Below are 22,215 nucleotides of genomic sequence, written 5' to 3'. Positions count from 1 at the left end.
GAAAGTATCTTCCTATGTATATGGAAAAACTGCGCCTCGACGGTCGTATCGCTGTCATCACCGGCGGCGCCCAGAATATCGGCCTGTGCTGCGCCACCGCGTTGGCAGAAGCCGGCGCCCATGTGGTTATCGCCGATCTCGACGGCGCCAAGGCCGCTGAATCCGCCAAGAGCCTGACCGATCAGGGCCTGAAGGCTTGCAGCGTGGCGATGGATGTCACATCGGAAGCCAGTGTTACACAGGCGGTCGACACCATCGTTGCAAAGCACGGCAAGCTCGACATCATGGTTGCCAATGCCGGCATGTGCATTTCCGAGGTCAAGGCCGAGGATATGACCGAAGACCAGTGGCTCAAACAGATCAACGTCAATCTGAATGGCGTGTTCCGCTGCTGTCAGGCCGTCGGTAAGGTCATGATCAAGCAGAAAAGCGGCGCGATCGTCGCCATTGGCTCGATGTCGGGTCTGATCGTTAACCGCCCGCAGGAACAGGCGGCCTACAACGCGTCCAAAGCGGGTGTCCATCAATATATCCGGTCGATCGCGGCCGAGTGGGCACAGCACGGCATTCGCGCCAACGCCGTAGCCCCGACCTATATCGAGACCACTCTGACGCGCTTCGGTATGCAGAAACCCGCGCTCTACGATCGCTGGATCGACGGTACGCCGATGGGCCGCGTGGGACAGCCAGAGGAAGTAGCCTCGGTCGTGCAGTTCCTTGCCTCGGACGCAGCCAGCCTGATGACCGGCTCGATCGTCAGCGTCGATGGCGGCTTCACCGTCTGGTAAGGTACGTGCCCTAAGTCTCCCTCCCTCGTCAGCGCGACGAGGGAGGCGATAGATCTACGGTATGTGGGTGTCTTGAGAGCCTACGTCAGGCCCCGACTAACGAACGACTGCAAGCCTCACAGCAAATGCTGCCCGAAAAAACGCCGGGAAACTTCGTGTCGGGGATTAATGTCCTAGCCAGCCCGACACAGGTTGCCCTGGGAAATCCACTTTGGGCTCAAGCCAACACCGAGCACACGGACAACCGGAAACAGTAGTTTCAGGCTCGATTGTTCCATCTGTAAAAATCTGCCTCAAGCTCATCAAGGAGACTGACCATGAGTGATTTGCGTTCGCTGATGGAAGAGTAGATGGCCCATCTGCAGCCGGTCTCTATAGAGCAGTAATGGTCGCCTGCCCGTAGGATTCAGATCGCCTGGTTGGACGAAAAAAAGTCTGCGTCAAAACGAAGCTGCCTACAATTACAGACAGTAATCGCAAAGTTCATTCACCTTCCCAGTCGGGGCAGTCAACATCACCGATTGCACCTGCGCTGCCGCTCAGCTGGACAGTCTTCCTGCTACGAAGTGGATCCTGGACGATCACGAAGACGCCTTCGGTCGGTTAAAGGACGCGATGAAGCAGAAAGGGATCGGCGCATGCACTCCGGAACGGAAATCTCGCATAAAGCCGCACAGCTATGACAGGTGCCAATACCGGCACCGCAATCATGTTGAGATCATATTCGAATGGCTCACAATCTGACAGTGCGGCGCTAGGCGGCGGATGCCAGACCGTTTTCTTCTTCACCGTCTACCTCGCCGCAATCGCCATCTTCAGGATCAACCACTCGCGTCCAACTTCGCAAACCAGAACTGGATATCGCAGGGAGTTTGAAGACTCATCGATTATAGGGACTGTGATTTTTTCTCAGACAGTATCCATGATGTTACGTCGTTTATTATTTTTTCGCCGTTCGCGTCGTCGATCATCTCGTGTTTTTCGCCGCTATAAATAGTTATTTTTTTCGATTTGCTTCTTATTTTATCGAAGAACATCTTGCTGAATTTAGGATTGGTCACAGAATCACTGGCTCCATGCACAATCAAAACAGGGGCTTCGAATTTATGAAAAATGTCTCTCGCGTTCCTACAATGAATCAATATTGATGCCGCAAACCTAGCCGGAACTTTTATTATTACCTCTTTTTTGTACTTTCCAGTGTTTTTATTTGTAAGATCCTTCCTGTCTATGCTGAATATCGTCATCTTCGGAGATAACCTCGAAACAAACCTTAACATAGGAGCAAGGCAGGAGAGCAAATCAACCCCCAACATGGGGCTGCTTAGTACGATACCTGAAATGTTATTACGAAAAAATATTGAATTGATGACTGTAACGAGTCCCCCAAGGGAATGACCGAAAAGATAGATCGGCTTTTTCTCTATGCCGAAAACGTGTTTGACCAGATAAAAATGATTTTCGATACTCTTGGTCAGATCAGAAACATACAAGTCGTGATCGTTTTCATCATGACTGTCAAAATCGACAGCATATACATTCAATCCACGATCTAAAAATCGACTAATGATACGGTTATGCTTCGAAAGATACTCTAATGCATGCTCTCCAAGACCGTGCTGAACGATAATTGCGCGCGAGGATCCCTCGCGCGTCCAGGAGTGAGCATGCGTTCCATTAGGAAGATGAACAGATTTATACATAATTACCTATTTTGTTTATTGTATGCGAAAATTGTTTCCCTGATTCGCATTTTTTACTTCTATGGCGATCACGCTCTGATTGCTGGATACTTGATCTTCCAGATTAAGCTCTGCCATTCCCGCAGTCCATCGCAAGGTCGATGCCTCGCGGGGATGCCAGCCCGACAAGGATGCCTCTTCCAGATGATTACTGATGGGGACAGTTTCGCAATCCTTATACAAATCTATTGATCCCACGAGAAGACCGAGATCCCTGCGATCATCAAGGTACGGTCCTATAAAATCACTCGGCTTGCCCGTCCGCGAGCACAACCATAGTCGGTCAGTCGACACTGGCACACGGTATACGTAACGATCACCGGCTTTTCTTAGAAATTCCAGTTCCGTCCCATCCGACCTGATCAATTTGATATCCGGATCAGACGAGAATTTTTTACTCTGGTCTACCTCACATAATCCCTGCCCTATCGCCCGGTTCAAGATCGTTTCATAAAGCGGTCTCACCACAGCCTCAGAGACATCCAGAGGTGCGGCGGCATCCTGATCCCAGGTCTTGACGGCAGAATGCGTGAAACTACCATCCAGCGTCGTTCTTCCACGCGCAGCGAATGAAGTCCTGTTGCCAGTATCCAGATATGTTTCGGATTCCAGACCATCCGCCAATATTACGGAATGATTTTCGGTTTCCACATGGTAGATTTCGAACTCATCTCTTTTTTCCAAAAAGATAGATCGGTTGTTAACCAGCATTCTGGCTGGGATAAAATTGCCTTCGATATAAAGGCAATGTTCTTGAGTTACATATAGATCCTTATATGGAACCTCATCGCTGATAGCACTCTTCTTGATTACGATCGGGTAATCTGATTCACTGCGAGCATTGATTTTTTTTGAACCAGCCCATATAACACTCCCTTCCTTCTTTATACCTTTATCGATAATGAATATCTTGTCCCCGGCAGAGATTTCTTCGACTTTTACCTTTCCGGCAGGGGTATCGATTTCCGTGCCCGCAAGGTAGCAAATCTGCCCCTGCCCCGTCAGACTGATGGGGACATCAGTCGGAATATAGGCTGGCAAATTGAATGGATTGCCTGGAATTACAATATTTACTGTGACACTTGAATAAGATAAAAATGCTCCCCCGCTAACCCAGACTTTTACTCCGGTATTCCATCCATTGAACCTGGCTGTAACTTGCGAAAAGGAATTCGCGAATCTCAGTACGACAAGCCCGGCTAAATCGAAATTTATGACGAAATTAGCGGGAACGGGCCCGTTAAGCACCAGATTGAACGTTTTGCTACCGCTAAATCCTGAGAAAATTCCTGAATTTACACTAACATCTAACTCGCCACCACTACTGCCAAAACTGGCCGAAGCGTATCCCTGAGTTATATTCGTCCCGGAGTCAAATAAATAACCGGAATCGATATAGAGGGATAGTTTTCCTCCATTTACAGAATAGCTTCCGCCGTTTCGGATATTCTGAGTAACGCTCATTCTTCTCGCCCTTATCCCAGGATGGAGGGATTATTCATCTCACTGGAGACATCTTGTGCGAGAGTAACGATGCTGATTTCAGTGTCTGTCGAAATTCCGACACTCAACTGTCTATAATGATATTTATGTACAAATCAGAAGATGTTAATATCTTTTTTGTGTTTTTATGCATAAAATAATTTATTGGAAATATATTTCGGAAAGTCATAGATATATGAAAGTATTACAATACTATAATAGACAAGACACTTACTGTACGATCAATATATGAGGAAAAGTTATTTAAAGGTTCCCTTTTATATATCATCCCGCTGGGCTCTGCGCGGCCGTTCTGATTTTCGAGATCGCCAATTTTCAACGTCGCTTTACTTTGAGCATAGCGGAGTGACGTTCAATGAAATTCTTCATGGATCATCATCTCAAGCTTGGCGCGGTCAATTAATTTTATATTGGACCTACTAACAGATATTATTCCGCCCTCCTGAAGAATACCTAATGTTTCATTTGCTGTTTGCCTTGATAGGCCGAGATTATCAGCAATAATATCCTGGCTTATCGGAATATGGGACACTTTCGCCCCCGCTCCACGATACCCATCGAAAACGATGTACAAGGACCAAGCGACTTTATTTATATTGGACCTTCCATTGAGGATGGAAATGAACTCTTCCTGAAGATTGAACGCCATATTCATGTATTCTATTATACTCATGCAGAATGACGTACTCTTTCGCATTAGTCCCTGAATATCGCTTCTCTCTATCTCAACAAAGAATGAGTCCTCATTCAAGATAAGGTCGAAATCTGATAATTCTTCGTGTATTACCTTATTTATCGGAAGAACGAACCCGTCCCTCACTACCATAAATACATTTCTTTGGCCTGAATATTTATATTTCTTGAGCGTAAGCGTCCCGCTCAATAGTATTATTAGTTTCCTCTGCACGCGTCCTTTTCGTAGAATTATATCATTTTTCTTCATTTTTTTTAATTTGGCTTTGGTAAATAAAAACTCCCTATCGCTCTCATTCAATGACCTGATCCATGGAGATTGCTCGAGCACGTTTCGATCGATATTCATTATTCATACATCCGCAGCACGTTTATTATACCAGATATGAAACGCCATCGTAATTCACGACGCAAGCGCCTCTGGGTGCCAATACACACATCAACACTAAGACCGTTTCTTGAGGCAGACCTACACATCAGTCTCGATGCGAAATACTTCATGGCTAAACGAGAGGATTCATTCTTCAGTCCACTTCTGTGGGCCATCCCTTGCCGCTAGATCAAACCTCAGTTCCTCTCATACGTCTTTGGACCAGTGCCGTGAGTATTCGTTACGGCTCGCCTCGCAAATTTTGTTTGAACTGATCCTTCCTGCAGGGCATCGGCAAGATGGCACATCTCATCGTTCTCGCCTCTCGACTAGGGGGCGAGAACGATGGCTGACCGCCGAGAACAGCTCTAACCTTTAACTACTTCGGCCTTGGCAAGGGCACGTTGCGTTGCGGGGCGGCTCTCTATTGTCTCGCGCCACGCCTCGATCGCAGGGAACGACTCAAGATCGACCCCCTGCTCTTTCCATGTGCGTGTCCAGGGATAGGTCGCCATATCGGCAATTCCATATTCCTCACCGCTGACGAAAGGATGCGCCTTAAGGCGCGTCTCCAACACCCCGTAGAGGCGCTTCGTCTCTTCCTGATAACGCTTGATCGCGTAGGGAATTTTCTCTGGGGCATAGAGCGAGAAGTGATGATTCTGGCCCAGCATCGGGCCAAAACCGCCCATCTGCCAGAATAGCCATTCGAGAGTCGCGATTTTGCTGCGAGGATCGGAAGAGAGGAAACGCCCGGTCTTTTCCGCAAGGTAGAGCAGAATTTCACCCGATTCAAAAATACTCAGCGGAGCACCACCATCGACCGGAGCGTGATCGACTATGGCTGGCATCTTGTTATTGGGGGATAAGGCGAGGAATTCAGGCTTGAACTGATCGCCCTTGCCGATATCGACCGGAACGATGCGGTAGTCGAGCCCTGCTTCTTCGAGAAACAGGGTAATCTTGTGGCCATTGGGGGTCGGCCAATAATAGAGATCGATCACTGGGCGCTATCCTGTTCTGTGAGACAGATCAGGCGGTAACGTCTCCAAGCACGTAGCGTTCGAGACCGATCGCAAATCCCTCTTCCTCGCAGGAGGTGGTGACATGGGTTGCCGCAGCCTTCACCGTGTCATTTGCCTGGCCCATGGCAATCGACATGCCGCTTTTCGCGAACATGAGCATGTCGTTAGGCTGATCCCCCATCGTCACCATTGCCGATGCAGGAATATCGAGCAGGGTCTCGAGCGTTGCAACAACCCCACCCTTATTGGCGTCCTGATTGGTCACATCGACATAGTAAGGCTGCGAACATGCTGCAGAAGCCGTTTTTCCCAGAGCCTGCTGTAAATCGCGCTCAAGATTTTTCATGAGCTCCCGGTCGTCGCTCACCCCGGTAATCTTCACCACGTCGTCGAGATGCCGGGAAACGTCATCAACGCGAGGCGCGAACTTCACTGTCCATTCCTCTCGCGAGACATGGGGCGCGTCGAGGTCACTCACGAACCAGTCCTGGCTGGTGTAGACCCAGGGGTCCGCCCCATGATCGCGGATGATCGCGAGTACCGTCTTCACCTGGGAATGGGTGAGCCGCTTGGTGTCGATGACACTCCAGTCAGGGTGGACCAGAACGCCACCATTGAAACCAGCGATCGGCAGATCAATCCCCAGAGGTTCAATCAGCATCGCCATGCCGCGAGGCGGCCGCCCGCTCGTGATGGCAAACCGTATGCCCTTTTCTCTCAGGGCATGAACGGCGCGGATGGCCCGCGGTGTCAGGATCTTGCCCTGAGTCACGAGCGTTCCGTCCACATCGGCGAGGACGAGTTGAACCGGTTCCGACATCAGCCCCTGTTCCCCTGCCACTTCCAGTTCAGAATCTCGGGCATATCCTGACCATGCTCGGCGATATAACGCTTATGCTCCACGAGTTTGTCGTTGATCATCTGTGTCACATAGGCCGCATGGCCCGAAAGCGACGGTACACGACGCACCGCATTCAGAATAATGTGGTAACGGTCCAGGCTATTACGGACGGTCATGTCGAACGGTGTCGTGGTGGTGCCCTCCTCACGGAAACCATGGACATGGAAATTGGCGCGGTTACTGCGACGATAGATAAGGCGGTGAATCAGCTGCGGATAGCCGTGGAAGGCAAACAGAACCGGCTTATCCTTGGTGAACAGGTTATCGAACATGACGTCGTCGAGGCCGTGTGGATGCTCGCTAGGCGATTGCAGCGTCATCAGATCGACCACGTTTACAAAGCGCACCTTGAGGTCGGGTGAGTGCTCGCGCAGAAGCTGCACGGCAGCCAGAGCCTCGACAGTCGGAACATCGCCTGCGGAAGCGATCACGAGATCGGGGTCATAACCCTTGTCGTTGCTTGCCCACTGCCAGATTCCGATACCCTGACTGCAATGTGCGATCGCCGCATCGATATCGAGCCACTGATGCTCAGGTTGCTTGCCCGCCACGATCACATTGATACGGTCCCAGCTTTCCAGGCAGTGCTTGGCCACGTAGAGCAGGGTATTCGCATCCGGCGGCAGGTACACACGGGCGATATCGGCCTTCTTGTTCACCACATGATCCATGAAGCCCGGATCCTGATGGCTGAAGCCGTTATGGTCCTGACGCCAGACATGCGAGGTCAGCAGATAATTGAGCGAGGCGATCGGGCGGCGCCACTGAACCTCTTTTGCCGATTTGATCCATTTCGCATGCTGATTGACCATGGAATCCACAAGGTGGACAAAGGCCTCGTAGCACGAGAAGAACCCGTGACGACCCGTCAGCAGATAGCCTTCCAGCCAACCCTGAATGGTGTGCTCGCTGAGAATTTCCATGACCATGCCATCCGGTGCCAGATGGTCGTCGTAAGAACGGGTCTCGGCGGTCCACGCCCTGTTGGTCACCTCCAGCACGTCATTAAGGCGATTGGAATTGTTCTCGTCAGGTGACAGCACGCGGAAATTGCGGCTTTCGAGATTCATGCGCATCACATCGCGCAGCCAGGAGCCGAGAATGCGGGTGCTTTCCCCCTGCACGGCACCGGGTGACGGCACCGTAAGCGCGTGGCCTTCTATATCCGGCATGCGCAGTGGGCGACGCAACTGTCCACCATTCGCATGCGGATTATCGCTCATGCGCAGCGTGCCCTCCGGGGCGAGCCCTGCAATCTCGGCGTGGAGGCGACCGTTCTCGTCGAACAGCGTCTCCGGCTTGTAGCTGCGCATCCAGTCTTCGAGGATCTTCAGATGTCCTGGCTTCTCGAGATCGGTCAGCGGCACCTGATGCGAGCGCCAATAGCCTTCGCAACGCTGGCCGTCCACTTCCTTGGGGCCAGTCCAGCCCTTGGGAGTGCGCATGATAATCATCGGCCAACTGGGACGTTCAGCGTTATTTTCAGAGCGCGCACGCTTCTGGATTTCCGCGATCTTGTCGAAGCACGTGTCCATCGCCTTCGCCATTGCCTGATGCACCACATCCGGGTCGCTGCCCCTGACGATGATCGGCTCGTAGCCATAGCCACGGAACAGGTCCAGCAGTTCGGTCTCGGGAATACGAGCCAGAACCGTCGGGTTGGCGATCTTGTAGCCATTAAGATGCAAAATCGGCAGAACAGCGCCGTCGTTACGCGGGTCGAGAAACTTGTTGCTGTGCCACGAAGTCGCTAGCGGCCCCGTTTCCGCCTCGCCATCGCCCACGACGCAGGCCACAATGAGGTCAGGGTTATCGAGTACAGCACCATAGGCATGAGAAACCGAATAGCCGAGTTCACCGCCCTCATGGATCGAGCCAGGTGTGGTCGCGGCCACATGGCTCGGAATACCGCCGGGGAAGGAGAACTGCTTGACCAGACGGCCAAGCCCCTCGACGTCCTGCGAAATCTCAGGGAAATATTCGCTATAGGTGCCTTCAAGATAAGTCGCGGCAACAACACCAGGCGCTCCATGACCGGGGCCGGCAATGAAGAGCACGCTCTTCTGACGCTCCTTGATGATCCGATTGAGATGCAGATAGAGCAGTGTCAGGCCCGGTGTCGTGCCGAAATGGCCGAGCAGGCGTGGCTTCACATGCTCGAGCTTCAACGGATCACGCAGAAGTGGATTATCGAGAAGATAGATCTGGGCTACCGAAAGATAATTTGCAGCGTGCCACCACTTATCGAAAAGGGCGAGTTGCGACGCGGAAAGCGGGCCTGTTTCGCTCATGACCGGTAACTTCCTTCCATTATTTTTTTTGTTTGGCGAAAGATTGTTGTTTCTTCATCCGCAGGCATGACCAAAACCGTCACCCGTCCCGAGCGCTGGCTGATCGTGGGACCACCCGCGAGGTTCGCATCCTCGCAAAGCTGGACATCGAGCCATTTGAATCGATGACAGACGGCTCGGCGGAAGGCGGCATCATGCTGGCCTATCCCCCCTGTGAAAACGATGGCATCGACGCCTCCCATCTGGGCAACAAGACCACCCGCCTGCTGCACGAAGCGCTCGACGAACATGTCGAGCGCCAGTTGCACATTCTCATCGGCGTCGTTTTCACGCAGGATTCGCATATCGCTCGAGACACCCGAGACACCGCGCAAGCCGGATTTGTAGTAGAGCGTGTCCTGCACCTCTTTAGGAGACATGTTCTTCTGCTGCAGGAGATAGAGGATCGCACCCGGGTCTATGGTGCCGCACCGTGTCCCCATCATCAGACCGTCGAGAACGGTCAACCCCATGGTTGTCGCAATGCTGCGTCCATTCATCAAAGCGCAAAGGCTGGCGCCGTTGCCGATATGAGCCACCAGCACACGCTTGTGTGCGATGGACGGAAACCTTGCCTCGAGCTCGCTGGCGATGAAATCATAGGAAAGCCCGTGGAACCCGTAGACGCGCGCACCACCCTCGATGAGTTCGGCGGGAAGCGGAAGACGGGTCCGTACAGCCGGAATGGTACGGTGAAACGATGTGTCGAAACACGCTACCTGCAAGAGATCCGGCTTTTGTACTGACAGCAATTTTATCGGGGCAATACACGGCGGCTGATGGAGAGGCCCGAGGGGAATGAGCGCCTCGAGTTGGTCGATCACATCCTTATCGATACGGGTAGGCCCATCGAAATAAGGCCCACTATGCAGCACGCGATGACCAACAGCCGCGACATGAGCGCCGTTCTCGTGGCTCTCGATAAAGTTCAGCACGTGTCGGATCATCTGACCATGGGCATTACCCTCGTCTCGACCAGACTCAATGACTACGCGCTTGCTGACACCATCCGGTGTACGGGTCGTCAATACTGCGCCACCGGATTGGTACTCCACCAGGCCGGAAAGCAATCGCTCCGACGCGCTTGCCTCGTTGAACAAGGCGAACTTGATGCTGGATGAGCCGGAGTTGAGGGTAAGAATGGTTTTGTTGTGAGACACGTACTGTCCTCGAAATGTGCGGCGCCATTGCCGACATTCAAAGACTAAACCGCGTGATCTCACTCCGGTTCAAACATAACATACCGGTAATAGCAGACCGGATTTGGCTTATTTAATTTTTTTTCGAGGCATTTCCGACGGTTATCGAATAGCGAAGGGTTTATTTACACGCCTTTGTGAAAATAACTGCGCCCTACTTCTCCATGACCGGAGCCGATCTCTCCCGCATGGTGAATAGTATCTGTGTGCACAGCATCCCTTTTTCTTGCAACGACAAGTCAACAGACTTCAGCCTTCACAAGAAAAAGCCCCGGGCTGTCAGGCCCAGGGCTTTGCAAAGTCTATACGCCTCGCGTCACTTGCAACCGTGCAGTCAAAAACGAGAGATGGCAAAACGCCATTTCATTTCGCCCGGGGGCGTGAAGGTCTGCCCCCCTGCGGACGACCGCTCCCGCCGGGACGCCCACCCGAAGGACGACCGCCCTCATTGCCACCACGCGGCCCGGAGCCGGGGCGGCCACCACCGCCAGAGCGCTGTCCACCACCACGTGACTGGTTGCGACCGCGACCACCGCCACCCAGAACAGGCGGACGCATGGTGGAGTTTTGCGCCTCTTCCGAATGATAGGCATGATCGGTCACGACCGGAATGGCCTTGCCAATAAGCTTTTCGATGTCACGCAGCCAGGCACGCTGCTCTGCATCGCACAACGACACAGCCCAACCATCGCGGCCCGCACGTGCGGTACGGCCGATACGGTGCACATAACTCTCGGCAACATTGGGAAGATCGTAATTGAAGACGTGGCTGACATCGTCGACATCGATACCGCGCGCGGCGATATCGGTGGCGACCAGCACCTTGACCGAACCGTCACGGAAGCCCGCCATGGCGCGCTCACGCGCACCCTGCGACTTGTTGCCATGGATCGCCTCCGAGCGGATGCCCTCGGCGTTGAGGAAATCGGCAACCCTGTTCGCCTCGTGCTTCATCAGGGTAAACACGACGGCGCGCTGCACCTTGGGGTTTTTCACCAGCAGGAGTGTTGCAGCGCGCTTGTCTTCCGATTTCACGAACATCACGCCCTGACGGATACGATCGACCGTGGAAGATGGCGGCGTGACCTCGACCTTGGCAGGATCGTGAAGCAGCGAATGCGCCAGATCTTCGATCGCCTTGGGCATGGTTGCAGAGAACAGAACCGTCTGGCGGTTCTTGGGCAGAAGCGCCACGATGCGCTTGATGTCGCGCACGAAGCCCATATCGAGCATACGGTCGGCTTCATCGAGCACGAGCACTTCGAGATCATGCAGGTCGATATGGCCCTGGCCGATCAGGTCGAGCAGGCGGCCGGGTGCTGCGGTCAGCACATCCACGCCACGACGCATGGCTTCAACCTGACGGCCCTGCCCCACGCCGCCGAAGATTACGGCATGGCGCAACTTCATGTGGCGTGCGTAGTTCTTGAAGCTGTCATCGATCTGGGCCGCGAGTTCACGCGTGGGCGCCAACACCAGAACGCGGGCGCCCTTGGCAGTGTTCGGGCGCGGATGGGTCAGAAGACGATGCAAGGCAGGCAGAGCGAATGCCGCCGTCTTGCCGGTACCGGTCTGGGCAAGGCCCAGAAGATCGCGGCCCTGAAGCAGATAGGGGATAGATCCGGCCTGTATCGGGGTCGGGGTTGTATACCCCTCCTCTGTCAGCGCGCGCTGGATAGGCATAGCAAGCTGAAGATCGGCAAAACTGGTCATGAAAAGGCGCCTCCTCGGGCACGAGCCATGCATGTTGCACACAGCTCACGGGATGACGCCTCTTGGCCCGGACGTCACAAGGGAAAGAAAAGATCCGGGAATGACGAGTCAGGCTTCGCAAGAGGCGTCCGTTACCAGACGCCCGCGCCGACAGAGTCAAATCTGGACCGGGAAGGCCCCCATATAGGCAGAGCCTATCCCGGACGCAAGCAGATACACCGACAAAATAGTCAGGATCGGCACAAAAGCCGCGCCTCGCACTAAACTGCGAGGCGACACGCTTTGATCAGGAAAAACGGTTATGGATGATCGTCTCGCTCAGTGGCAGATGCCCTCCATGAGGCGGGTATTCTTCGGCCTTCTTGCCGATCGCGACGAACATGACGACCTCATGGTCGTCGGGCAGATTGATGAGCGAGCCTACGGCGTTGAAATCGAAACCGTCCATCGGGCAGCTCTGATAGCCATGGGCAGCCGCCGCCAGCATGAGCGCATAGGCCGCCATGCCACAGGACCGGATGCCTTCATCGCGCTGCATCTGTTCATTGCCGCTGTAGAACTGCTTGATCATGCCCTCATAGGTCGTCTGCATTTTCTCAGGGGCAGCGGCCCAGTAGCGAGCCGGGTTCTTTTCCCAGGCCTTGAAATCCGCGCAAAGAACGATCAGCGCGCTCGCCTCTTCGACCTGAGGCTGGTCCCAAGACACAGCGCGTATCTGCTTTCTCAACGCCGGATCAGAAATCACGACAAAGCGCCAATGCTGGATATTGAACGCCGTGGGTGCCTTGCGCCCGGCATCGAGGATCGAGCGTAGCTCTTCTTCAGAGATGGTCACGCTGGGGTCGAAGCGCTTGGCTGAGCGACGCTCGGCGATCGCAGTCAGAATATCGGTCATGGAAACTCCGCTCACCTGTCGAAGCAGGGCGTTGGGAAACCTGAAAGAAGGCATCATGCAAACATGGCCCATGACGTAAGTAAAGCCATATTTCGATAATTATCGAAATATGGCTTCGCATTAGCAGCTATTTGCGACGCAGCAGGAAAAGAGCCTGTTCACCAAAGAGATTAGCCAACCTGATCGAGCGTCGCCACGGCGCCCTTTCGCCTGCCTCATCAACGGCCAGCCAGCGATCGACGACATAGCCCTCAGCTTCGCAAAGCTCGAGAAAATCCTGAATGGTACACGGGTGAATATTGGGTGTTTCGTACCAGGGCGTGTGCCAGACCGAATTCATGGGCATGCGGCCACTGAGCAGAATCTGCAATCTCAGGCGCCAATGCCCGAAATTCGGGAAGGAAACGATCGCATGGCGCCCGATGCGCAGCATCTGCCTCAACACTTCACGCGGTTTTTCGACCGCCTGCAACGTGCGCTGCAACACCACGTAATCGAACGCGTCATCGGAATAATGCGCGAGATCATGATCGGCATCGCCATGCATCACCGGCAGACCATGGGCGACCGAGCGCGTCACCTCGCCCATATCGATTTCGATGCCACGCGCATCGCATTGGCGCGTGCGAAACAGATGGTCGATCAGCGCGCCATCGCCACTTCCGACATCCAGAACACGCGTGCCGGGCGCAATCATCTCAGCAATCAGATGCTGGTCAAGACGCATGACGGCCTCCGAGACCGGCCTGCTCGGCCGCACCATTGATGAATCCACGCATGGTGCGCTCAAGATCGGGTTCGTCGAGCAGAAAGGCGTCATGCCCCCTGTCGCTCTCGATCTCGACAAAAGACACGTTTACCCCGGCCTTGTTGAGCGCACGCGCCAGAAGGCGCGATTGCGAGGTCGGGAAAAGCCAGTCTGACGTGAAGGAAATGATGCAGAAACGCGTTGCGCAGTTGCGGAATGGCGCCGAGAGATCGCCATCATAATCGGCGCTCAGATCGAAATAATCGAGGGCACGGGTGATGGTGAGATAGGAATTGGCATCGAAGCGCCGCACGAAGCTCGATCCCTGATGACGCAGGTAACTTTCAACCTCGAAGATCTCACCAAAAAGGGAAGAGCCCTTCGAAGCGACTTCATGGGACGCCACAGCGTCGCGCCTCGTGCGCCGACCGAATTTCTGGGTCAGGGCTTCTTCGGAAAGATAGGTGATATGAGCCATCATACGGGCCACGCCGAGGCCCTTGGCCGGAATGGTACCCAGCGCCCAATAACGCCCCCCACACCAATCGGGATCACCGCAGATCGCCTGGCGACTGACCTCGTTGAAGGCGATATTCTGCGCCGAATGGAACGGGGCGGTCGCGATAGGCATCGCAGCCCCGACACGTTCGGGGAAACTTGCAACCCATTGCAGCACCTGCATGCCGCCCATGGAGCCACCAATTGCCGCGAACAAGCGTCCGATGCCCAGATGATCGAGCAGCTTGGCCTGGGCAAACACCATGTCCCGTATGGTGATGGGCGGAAAATCCGTGCCCCAGGGCTCACCATTCCCGCGCAGCGTCTTGGGGCCTGAGGACCCCATGCAACCGCCGAGCACATTGACACAGATGACATAGAAGCGATCCGTATCGATGGCGTTACCCGGCCCGACCGCCCGGCTCCACCAGCCCGGCTTGCCTGTAACCGGATGGGCCTCGGCCACATACTGATCGCCTGTCAGGGCATGGCAGACCAGAATGACGTTATCGCGCTTCGGCGACAGCGTGCCATACGCACAATAAGCGATATCGAGCGGCGCGATATGGGCGCCGCATTCAAGCGTAAGCCCCTCTTCGAGCGTTACGTGAAAGGCCGTGACGGCACCATCGGTGCCCTGACCACAAGGGGCCTCGGTCACGCCGGCACCGTCTGCCCCAGCCGCAGATGCGTCAGAATGATTATGCATGGCCTCTCAAACTCGCATGAGCACCGGCCTCCCCCATGAGGGTGCAACCGGATCGCTCGAACGCCTCATCACGACTCCCTCAATGCCTGCATTCAGGCGCGCTGACGCGACCCGAGGCAATGCGGGGAAGCAGATATGACACTTGCGGCGCGCCCCTGCAATTGGTCACGACGGCTCCGCAGCGAACGGGAAGCACGGAGCACGAAAGCAAACTATGCGGCTTTGAACACAATATCTGGTTGTTTCACGCGAAAGTATTTAATGTTTTATTAACGAATCGCCGGAGATGCCGATCATGCCCACGATCCTGAAAACAATTGGCCATTCCGGGCTTTTCGATACGGCGTTTTATTTGTCACGCAATCCCGACCTGCAGGACATCGGCAGCGGCGCCCTGCTCCATTATCACACGACAGGCTGGCGCGAGGGGCGCAAGCCGAACCCGTTTTTCGACCCGCTCTGGTATCTCGCAACCTATCGGGACGTAACCGAAGACCCGCTGCATCACTACATTCTACGGGGAGAATATGAAGGCCGTCGTCCTGTGCCCTGGTTTGACCCGATCTGGTATCGTCAGGGTAATCAGGTGCCTGCCAACACGAATGCCCTCGCCCATTATCTGGCTAACAGAAAGACGCCCGGCATCCGGCCCATGCCCGAATTCGACACCGAATTCTATCTGCGCAGCTATCCCGATGTGGCCTCATCAGGCATGGACCCTGTCGAACACTATATGGTGCAGGGCTATCGCGAGATACGTCGGCCCTTCGAGACATTCGATCCCGCCTTCTACCGCACGCGCTATCTACGCCACCAACCTGATGCCAATCCGTTTCTGCACTGGCTCGCACATCGACATGAGTCAGGCGTTTACCCCAGCCTTCCTGAGCACGAGACAACCATCGCCAGGGAAGTAAGACGACGCACCCAGCCAGGAACTCTCTATGAAGAGCGCCAACCCTTGCCCGAAGCGGCGGTGCGGCGCGCTCGCGTGCTTGCCTATTACCTGCCGCAATTTCACCCCAACGACGCCAATGATCGCTGGTGGGGAACCGGTTTTACGGAATGGACCAATCTGGCTCGTGGTGTGCCGCGCTTTGCCGATCACTATCAGCCACGCACCCCGCGGGACCTTGGCCATTACAGGCTCGACAGTCTCGCCACCCTTGGGGCTCAGGCGCGCATGGCACGCGAAGCCGGTCTGGAAGGCTTCATCTTCTACCACTATTGGTTCAATGGCACGCGCCTGCTCGATCGCCCCATGGAACTGCTGCTTCAAGCCCCCGAGATCGACCTGCCATTCTGTCTGATGTGGGCCAATGAAAACTGGAGCCGCAGATGGGATGGCGGAGATCAGGACGTCCTGATCTCGCAAGATTACCACGAGGGCGACGATAACGCACTGATCGCGGATCTCGCGCGTCACATGCGGGACACGCGCTATATCCACATCGGTTCGCGCCCCCTTTTCATGCTTTACCGACCTGGCGCCATTCCAGATGCGACCCGGCGTATCGCAAAATGGCGCGCCCTGTTCCGGCAGACTGAAGGGCTCGACCCTCTCTTCATCATGGCCCAAGCCTTTGATGACAATGATCCTGCCGCCTTCGGACTGGACGGCGCCATCGAATTTCCACCGCACAAGCTTACGATGAACTGCACCCCGATCGAAGACAAACTACATATCCTCGATGAGGACATGACGGCTCGGGTTTATGATTATGCCGATCTCGTCGACAAGGCACTGTCAGACCCCACGCCAGAATTCCCGCTCATACGCACGATAACGCCGTCATGGGATAATGATCCGCGGCGACAGGGAGCCGGCCTCGTCCTGCACGGTTCGACACCGCGTCTCTATGAACGCTGGCTGAACGAGACCATCGCCAAAGCCCATGCCCATCCCTTTTTGAGAGAGAAGCTGGTCTGCATCAATGCCTGGAACGAATGGGCTGAAGGCGCCTATCTCGAGCCTGATGTCCATTTTGGCTCGGCCTATCTCAACGCCACGGCGCGCGCGATCACGGGGTTTCAGAGTCGTCTAGTTCCGCAGCGCCTGCTTCTGATCGGTCATGATGCTTTCCCTGCTGGCGCCCAGATGCTCCTCGTTGCCCTGGGCGCGGCCCTCAAGCGCAATCATGGCCTGGAGATCGCGTTCGTCCTTCTCGGCGGTGGCGATCTACTCTCCCGCTATCGTCAGGTCGGGACCGTCGAGATTCTGAATCCCGGCACGTCGTCCTGTATCGAGCGCCTGCATTCTCTCAGAGCCGAGGGTTTCACCGCTGCCATCATGAACAGCGCGGCATCGACCAGACTGGCCGACGACCTCTGCAAGGCAGCACTCCCGTTCATCCTGCTCATTCACGAATTGCCTGGGATGATAAGCCAGATGCGGCTGGAAAAGCCTCTAGACCTTGCGCGAAAACTCGCCAACGCCGTGGTCGTGCCGGGGGCCCAGTTGACCCGCCTGTATCCTGAAGCAATGATTGCACCGCAGGGACTCTATCACGACATCACCTTCTCGGAACCGGACCGAAGGCGCGTACGGCTCGCCTACGGGATCGAGGCAGAGGCATTCGTAGTGGTTGGAATAGGCTTTGGCGATAGCAGGAAGGGCTTCGATCTGTTCCTGCAACTGTGGCTTATGCTGCAAAGCGCGAACTTCGCGCCCTCGCGCTACTCATCCGAACCTCAGACGGCGCGGCGCCCCATCCATTTTCTCTGGGTTGGCGCGCTCGATACAACTATGAGATGCAACCTGCAAACCGATCTCGAAACGGCTTCAGCGTCGCGTCGTTTTCATCTTCCGGGCCGGGTCGACGACGTCGCTCCGTTTCTCTCCGCATCGGATCTTTTCGTTCTAAGCTCACGAGAAGACCCTTATCCCTCCGCTGCACTCGAAGCGCTCGCATCGGGAATCCCGTGCGTTGCTTTTGCCAGAAACGGCATGATCCCCGATCTTCTCACAGAGCTGGCAGAGGAAGGCGACAAACGAAACCGCATTATTGAACCCGGAGACCTTCCCGCTATAGGCGCGGCGATCCTTCAAGACGCAGAGTTACCCCCCATCAATCCCGAGCGGCGAGCCCAACGTGGCCGGGAACTGGCCGAACGTTTTTCCTTCAATCGATACGCCGCGCGCCTCGTCACGCTCGCGTTGCCGGATCTGCCGTCGATTTCCGTCGTGGTGCTCTCCTATAATTACGCGCATTACCTTGCGGCGCGTCTGGCGACGATTTTCGCTCAGAATTGCCCGGTCATTGAAATCATCGTGCTTGACGACGTGTCTGATGATGGGAGCGCAGCGCTTTCGGAGCGTATCGCCACATCCTTTGATCGTGCGATCAGGCTCGTGAAAGGCACCAGACGCAGCGGATCGGTTTTCGCTCAATGGCAGAAAGCAGCCAATCTGGCGACAGGCGACTGGCTCTGGATTGCAGAAGCGGATGATCTGTCAGAGCCAGAGTTTCTCTCGGCTCTAAGCACCATGATTACCCAATCGCCAGACGCCACCATGGCGTTTTGCGACAGCCGCGTCATCGATGGAAACGGGGCAGAGATCTCCCCTGATTATCAGGAATATTATCGCAGCCATGTGGGCTATGGGCTCGGCCGTGACATGCTGATCGATGGCGAGACTTTCGTGCGCGACTATCTCGGCAAGTGCAATCTCGTTCTCAATGTAAGCTCGGCGCTCTTCCGGCGTCGCAATCTTGTCGCAGCTCTTGAGATCTGCCGCCCCGATCTCGTCCGGTTTCGCCTTGCAGGTGACTGGCGCGTCTACGTCGAGCTGCTGCTGCAACCGGGAAGTCAGCTGGCCTATATGGCACGCCCGCTGAACATCCATCGCCGCCACGGACAATCAGTGACCGGCTCATTCGATCAAAGAGCGCATCTAGCTGAGATTGTCTCGATGCATGAGTTGATCGGTAAGCGCCTGGGTAACCCTGCCGATCTGATCAACCGGCAACGCGCCTACCGCGGTGAATTGAAAAACCAGTTCGGGTTCACGCCAAAGCAGAGGAAGAAACAATCGCGTTTATCCTGAAAAGACCAGTTGAAGTCTGGCACGGCAGAAGCTGCCCTGTGCGGATTCAGACGATGCCGAATGATCGTCAGCTCCTTGACAGGCGCGGCATCAGATCGACGAAGTTACAGGGTCGATGGCGACTGTCGAATTGCTGGCAAAGGATCGAATCCCACCCATCTGCAACAGCCCCAGTCGAACCCGGCAGAGCAAAAAGAAACGTACCTTTTGCGATGCCGCCAAGCGCGCGCGACTGGATAGTGGAGGTACCGATCTTGGCATAGGAGAGCATACGGAAAAGCTCGCCAAATCCGGGGATATCCTTCTCGATGACCCGTGAAAACGCCTCGGGCGTGACATCTCTGGCGGTGATTCCGGTCCCCCCCGTCGTGATGATCGCATCGATATCCTCACGATCAATCCACAGACGCAGACGCTCGACGATTTCACCAAGCGTATCCGGCACGAGGTCGCGCGCCACAAGATGATGTCCAGCTTTTTCGATACGCTCAGCAAGAAGCGAGCCTGAACGATCCGTTTCAGGCGTACGCGTATCGGAAATGGTCAGAACAGCAAAATTACAAGGTCTGAACGCCGCGTCGTTATTCATTTCGGTCATGCTCAAAAGTTTTCCTTGAAATATAGAATGTTGATTATCCCTTGATTACGCGGCGATACAAACTCATGCCGCGCATCAGGTCATGCGCTTCAGATGCATGGTTGCGAGGAACGTGACACGCCGTTAGGGTGATCATATTAATTCGAGTTCAGGTGTACGAACAGGTGGATTGTCTGGTTTTTCCTGCTTTTCCTGACCGGGTAGCGCCCCATCAGATAGGCCTCAGGGCATGAGCATTTCACCTACACCTTCAGCGCGCTTTTCGAAGCCCCCTGAGCGCATTGCCTTCCTGGCCTCTCCGGCTGAAGTCGCGCAAAAGGCACGTCAGAAACTCATCGAAACCTACGGTGATTGCGCACTTTGCGACGCTGAGGTCGTCGTCTGCCTTGGGGGGGACGGGTTTCTGCTTGAAGTGCTGCATAAGGTCGTTGAACACGGCATACCTGCCTATGGGCTCAATTGCGGTTCTGTGGGTTTTCTGCTCAACACCGTTTCGGATGAAGATCTGGTTGCTAGGCTGACACGCGCTCAGGCGTCCGAGCTGCACCCGCTGCGCATGAAGGCAGTCGGCCGCGACGGCACACGTCACGAAGGCATTGCGTTCAACGACGTGTTCCTTTTCCGTCAGACCCGCCAGGCTGTTAAAATCCGCATTGAGGTGGATCAACGCGTACGCCTCCCCGAGCTGATATGCGACGGGGTGATCGTGGCCACCCCCGCGGGATCAACCGCCTACAACCTCTCCGCTCACGGTCCGATCGTGCCATTGACGGCCAATCTCCTGCCTCTGACGCCAATATCCGCATTCAGGCCGAGACGGTGGCGTGGCGCGCTGCTGCCTTCGGCGGCAATCGTGCGCTTCACCCTTCTGGAGCAGGAAAAACGCCCCTGTGCCGCCGTGGCTGATTTTCTGGAGGTGCGCGATATCACCGAGGTAATCGTGAGCGAAGATCGCTCGATCACGGCGACAATCCTCTTCGATCCCGATCATGGACTTTCAGAACGGATTATCGCGGAGCAATTCGCAGAATAACACGCTCAAACAACAAGAAGGCGCAGCCAATGAGCAGTCCGACGATACGCCCGACCAACACTCCTTACCGAGACTCCCTTGTGAGTGCGGCCAAATGCCTCGCCAAGGGAGAGATTACCAGCCGGGCCCTCGTCGAGCATTGCCTTGAAAAGATCGATACCTGCGAAAACGCCCGCGCTGCCTATACGGGCGAGTTTTCGGCGGACCACGCCAGACAATATGCCGACGCTGCCGACAGGATACGCGCGAAGGGTTACGAAGCCTCACCGTGGACCGGCTTGCCCATTTCGATCAAGGATCTGTTCGATATCAAGGGACAGGTCACACGTGCAGGTTCGACAATTCTTTCCGACCGTCCAGCCGCACTGAATGATGCCGACGCCATCGCTCCACTCCGTGCAGCTGGATTCATTCTGCTCGGTCGTACACAGATGACCGAATTCGCCTATTCGGGTCTCGGCCTCAATCCGCATTATCCGCAACCCTGGAATACGCTGGTCGAAGAAGGACCTGCCATACCGGGCGGATCGAGCTCCGGCGGCGCAGTATCCGTCGCGACGGGTGCCGCTCTCGCTGCGATCGGCTCAGATACCGGCGGCTCGTGCCGCATCCCTGCGGCCATGAATACCCTGACCGGATTCAAGCCCACCGCCGGGCATATCAGCCGAAAAGGCATGATCCCGCTTTCACCCAGCTTCGACAGCGTAGGGAGCATTGCGCAAACGGTCGATGATTGTGCACTTCTCGACCATATCATGGCCAACAGATCCACGAACTGGGCGCCAGTCGAGGCTGAGAATGGACCCATACGCCTCCTGCTGCCGACCTCTATCCTTCGCAATGATGGCGACTCTCAGGTCTTGGCCGTGTTTGAGACGGTCGTGAAGCATCTCGAAGCGGGCGGCATCGAAATCGTACGCCAGCCCATGCCGATCCTGCAGGACATCGTCGATCTCAATTTGCAAGGCCAAATTGTGGCCGCAGAAGCCTATCATTACTTTCACGACGATCTTATTCATCACCCGGGTGGCTTCGACCCTCGTGTGAGCGAGCGTATGGCATCCGGAGAGCAAACCAGCGTTCAGGCGCTCAGGCAGCTTTACATCGAACGTCAGAAGCTTTGCGCGCGGTTCAATGCAGACATGAGTGGTTTCGATGCCCTTATCTGCCCCACATCCCCCATCTTGCCGCCCCTCATCGAGACCTGCAAGAAGCCTGAGGAGTATGGAAGGCTCAACAGGCTCATTCTGCGCAATCCTTCTCTGGCCAATCTGCTCGATGGCTGCTCGTTCAGCCTGCCTTTCTACTGGAAGGGCCTGGCTGCGGGACTGATGCTGACCGCTTGTCACGGCCGGGACGCCGCGCTTTCGCGCATTGCAAGGCGCTGCGAGCAGCGCCTCAAAGGCTGAGGCGCCACCACCC

The 22,215-nt window shown here is 55.3% G+C and carries 16 protein-coding genes; 4 read left to right on the top strand and 12 right to left on the bottom strand.

All coding sequences use genetic code 11. From position 1 onward, the window contains the following. The first annotated feature begins 14 nt into the window (after positions 1-14). On the top strand, positions 15-788 hold the full coding sequence (locus ABHV46_RS00425) for an SDR family NAD(P)-dependent oxidoreductase (RefSeq protein ID WP_438382242.1): 774 nt from the start codon (positions 15-17) through the stop codon (positions 786-788). Positions 789-1,675: 887 nt separating this feature from the next. Here ABHV46_RS00425 and ABHV46_RS00420 read toward each other — a convergent pair. From ABHV46_RS00420 to metX, 11 genes are all read right to left on the bottom strand, one after another. Further along, positions 1,676-2,491 (bottom strand): alpha/beta fold hydrolase, encoded by an 816-nt coding sequence (locus ABHV46_RS00420; protein ID WP_438382241.1) that lies wholly within the window; start codon positions 2,489-2,491, stop codon positions 1,676-1,678. A 15-nt stretch (positions 2,492-2,506) separates the two neighbouring features. Next, positions 2,507-3,994: a Hint domain-containing protein gene (locus ABHV46_RS00415; protein WP_438382240.1), complete on the bottom strand. Its 1,488-nt coding sequence runs from the start codon at positions 3,992-3,994 to the stop codon at positions 2,507-2,509. A gap of 391 nt (positions 3,995-4,385) precedes the next feature. Next, positions 4,386-5,075, bottom strand: a complete 690-nt coding sequence (locus ABHV46_RS00410) for a Crp/Fnr family transcriptional regulator (protein WP_438382239.1) — start codon at positions 5,073-5,075, stop codon at positions 4,386-4,388. 389 nt (positions 5,076-5,464) lie between these two features. Beyond that, complete coding sequence (locus tag ABHV46_RS00405; protein WP_438382238.1) at positions 5,465-6,100, bottom strand: glutathione binding-like protein; 636 nt, start codon at positions 6,098-6,100, stop codon at positions 5,465-5,467. A 28-nt stretch (positions 6,101-6,128) separates the two neighbouring features. Continuing rightward, positions 6,129-6,941, bottom strand: a complete 813-nt coding sequence (locus ABHV46_RS00400; protein ID WP_438382237.1) for a Cof-type HAD-IIB family hydrolase — start codon at positions 6,939-6,941, stop codon at positions 6,129-6,131. Continuing rightward, a complete protein-coding gene (locus ABHV46_RS00395; protein WP_438382236.1) occupies positions 6,941-9,313 on the bottom strand; it encodes a phosphoketolase family protein in 2,373 nt (790 codons plus the stop codon). Before ABHV46_RS00395 ends, ABHV46_RS00400 begins: the two co-directional genes overlap by 1 nt. Then, the gene (locus tag ABHV46_RS00390) at positions 9,310-10,512 is read right to left on the bottom strand and encodes an acetate/propionate family kinase (RefSeq protein WP_438382235.1); all 1,203 of its coding nucleotides are present in this window, start codon (positions 10,510-10,512) and stop codon (positions 9,310-9,312) included. Before ABHV46_RS00390 ends, ABHV46_RS00395 begins: the two co-directional genes overlap by 4 nt. A gap of 402 nt (positions 10,513-10,914) precedes the next feature. Further along, a complete protein-coding gene (locus tag ABHV46_RS00385; protein WP_336945418.1) occupies positions 10,915-12,264 on the bottom strand; it encodes a DEAD/DEAH box helicase in 1,350 nt (449 codons plus the stop codon). 286 nt (positions 12,265-12,550) lie between these two features. Further along, the gene (locus ABHV46_RS00380; protein ID WP_438382234.1) at positions 12,551-13,159 is read right to left on the bottom strand and encodes a nitroreductase family protein; all 609 of its coding nucleotides are present in this window, start codon (positions 13,157-13,159) and stop codon (positions 12,551-12,553) included. A 127-nt stretch (positions 13,160-13,286) separates the two neighbouring features. Then, on the bottom strand, positions 13,287-13,886 hold the full coding sequence (gene metW, locus ABHV46_RS00375) for a methionine biosynthesis protein MetW (RefSeq protein WP_336945420.1): 600 nt from the start codon (positions 13,884-13,886) through the stop codon (positions 13,287-13,289). After that, on the bottom strand, positions 13,876-15,114 hold the full coding sequence (gene metX, locus ABHV46_RS00370) for a homoserine O-acetyltransferase MetX (protein ID WP_438382233.1): 1,239 nt from the start codon (positions 15,112-15,114) through the stop codon (positions 13,876-13,878). Before metX ends, metW begins: the two co-directional genes overlap by 11 nt. 295 nt (positions 15,115-15,409) lie before the next feature. On the opposite strand from metX, the gene ABHV46_RS00365 reads away from it, so the two are divergent. Then, positions 15,410-19,162 (top strand): glycoside hydrolase family 99-like domain-containing protein, encoded by a 3,753-nt coding sequence (locus ABHV46_RS00365; protein ID WP_438382232.1) that lies wholly within the window; start codon positions 15,410-15,412, stop codon positions 19,160-19,162. A gap of 67 nt (positions 19,163-19,229) precedes the next feature. Here ABHV46_RS00365 and moaB read toward each other — a convergent pair whose 3' ends face one another. Beyond that, on the bottom strand, positions 19,230-19,760 hold the full coding sequence (gene moaB, locus ABHV46_RS00360; protein WP_438382231.1) for a molybdenum cofactor biosynthesis protein B: 531 nt from the start codon (positions 19,758-19,760) through the stop codon (positions 19,230-19,232). Between the two features lie 229 nt (positions 19,761-19,989). Between moaB and ABHV46_RS00355 the strand changes: the two genes are divergently transcribed. Together ABHV46_RS00355 and ABHV46_RS00350 are read left to right on the top strand one after the other, a co-directional pair. Beyond that, a complete protein-coding gene (locus ABHV46_RS00355) occupies positions 19,990-20,793 on the top strand; it encodes an NAD kinase (RefSeq protein WP_438382230.1) in 804 nt (267 codons plus the stop codon). Positions 20,794-20,822: 29 nt separating this feature from the next. Continuing rightward, positions 20,823-22,202 carry an amidase gene (locus ABHV46_RS00350; protein WP_438382229.1) on the top strand — a complete coding sequence of 460 codons (1,380 nt, stop codon included), beginning with the start codon at positions 20,823-20,825 and terminating at the stop codon, positions 22,200-22,202. Positions 22,203-22,215 lie beyond the last annotated feature (13 nt).

Source organism: Asaia sp. BMEF1, from assembly GCF_051628905.1.
Taxonomy (GTDB): domain Bacteria; phylum Pseudomonadota; class Alphaproteobacteria; order Acetobacterales; family Acetobacteraceae; genus Asaia.
Note: the sequence above shows the minus strand (reverse complement) of the source record. Positions and strands in the feature narration are given on the sequence as shown.

Bases quoted from the DNA above. Each gene is read 5' to 3' on its own strand.
- metX (WP_438382233.1), bottom strand. From the start codon at position 15,114: ATGCATAATCATTCTGACGCATCTGCGGCTGGGGCAGACGGTGCCGGC.
- metW (WP_336945420.1), bottom strand. From the start codon at position 13,886: ATGCGTCTTGACCAGCATCTGATTGCTGAGATGATTGCGCCCGGCACG.
- moaB (WP_438382231.1), bottom strand. From the start codon at position 19,760: ATGACCGAAATGAATAACGACGCGGCGTTCAGACCTTGTAATTTTGCT.
- ABHV46_RS00350 (WP_438382229.1), top strand. From the start codon at position 20,823: ATGAGCAGTCCGACGATACGCCCGACCAACACTCCTTACCGAGACTCC.
- ABHV46_RS00355 (WP_438382230.1), top strand. From the start codon at position 19,990: ATGAGCATTTCACCTACACCTTCAGCGCGCTTTTCGAAGCCCCCTGAG.
- ABHV46_RS00380 (WP_438382234.1), bottom strand. From the start codon at position 13,159: ATGACCGATATTCTGACTGCGATCGCCGAGCGTCGCTCAGCCAAGCGC.
- ABHV46_RS00400 (WP_438382237.1), bottom strand. From the start codon at position 6,941: ATGTCGGAACCGGTTCAACTCGTCCTCGCCGATGTGGACGGAACGCTC.
- ABHV46_RS00425 (WP_438382242.1), top strand. From the start codon at position 15: ATGTATATGGAAAAACTGCGCCTCGACGGTCGTATCGCTGTCATCACC.
- ABHV46_RS00410 (WP_438382239.1), bottom strand. From the start codon at position 5,075: ATGAATATCGATCGAAACGTGCTCGAGCAATCTCCATGGATCAGGTCA.
- ABHV46_RS00415 (WP_438382240.1), bottom strand. From the start codon at position 3,994: ATGAGCGTTACTCAGAATATCCGAAACGGCGGAAGCTATTCTGTAAAT.
- ABHV46_RS00365 (WP_438382232.1), top strand. From the start codon at position 15,410: ATGCCCACGATCCTGAAAACAATTGGCCATTCCGGGCTTTTCGATACG.
- ABHV46_RS00420 (WP_438382241.1), bottom strand. From the start codon at position 2,491: ATGTATAAATCTGTTCATCTTCCTAATGGAACGCATGCTCACTCCTGG.
- ABHV46_RS00385 (WP_336945418.1), bottom strand. From the start codon at position 12,264: ATGACCAGTTTTGCCGATCTTCAGCTTGCTATGCCTATCCAGCGCGCG.
- ABHV46_RS00395 (WP_438382236.1), bottom strand. From the start codon at position 9,313: ATGAGCGAAACAGGCCCGCTTTCCGCGTCGCAACTCGCCCTTTTCGAT.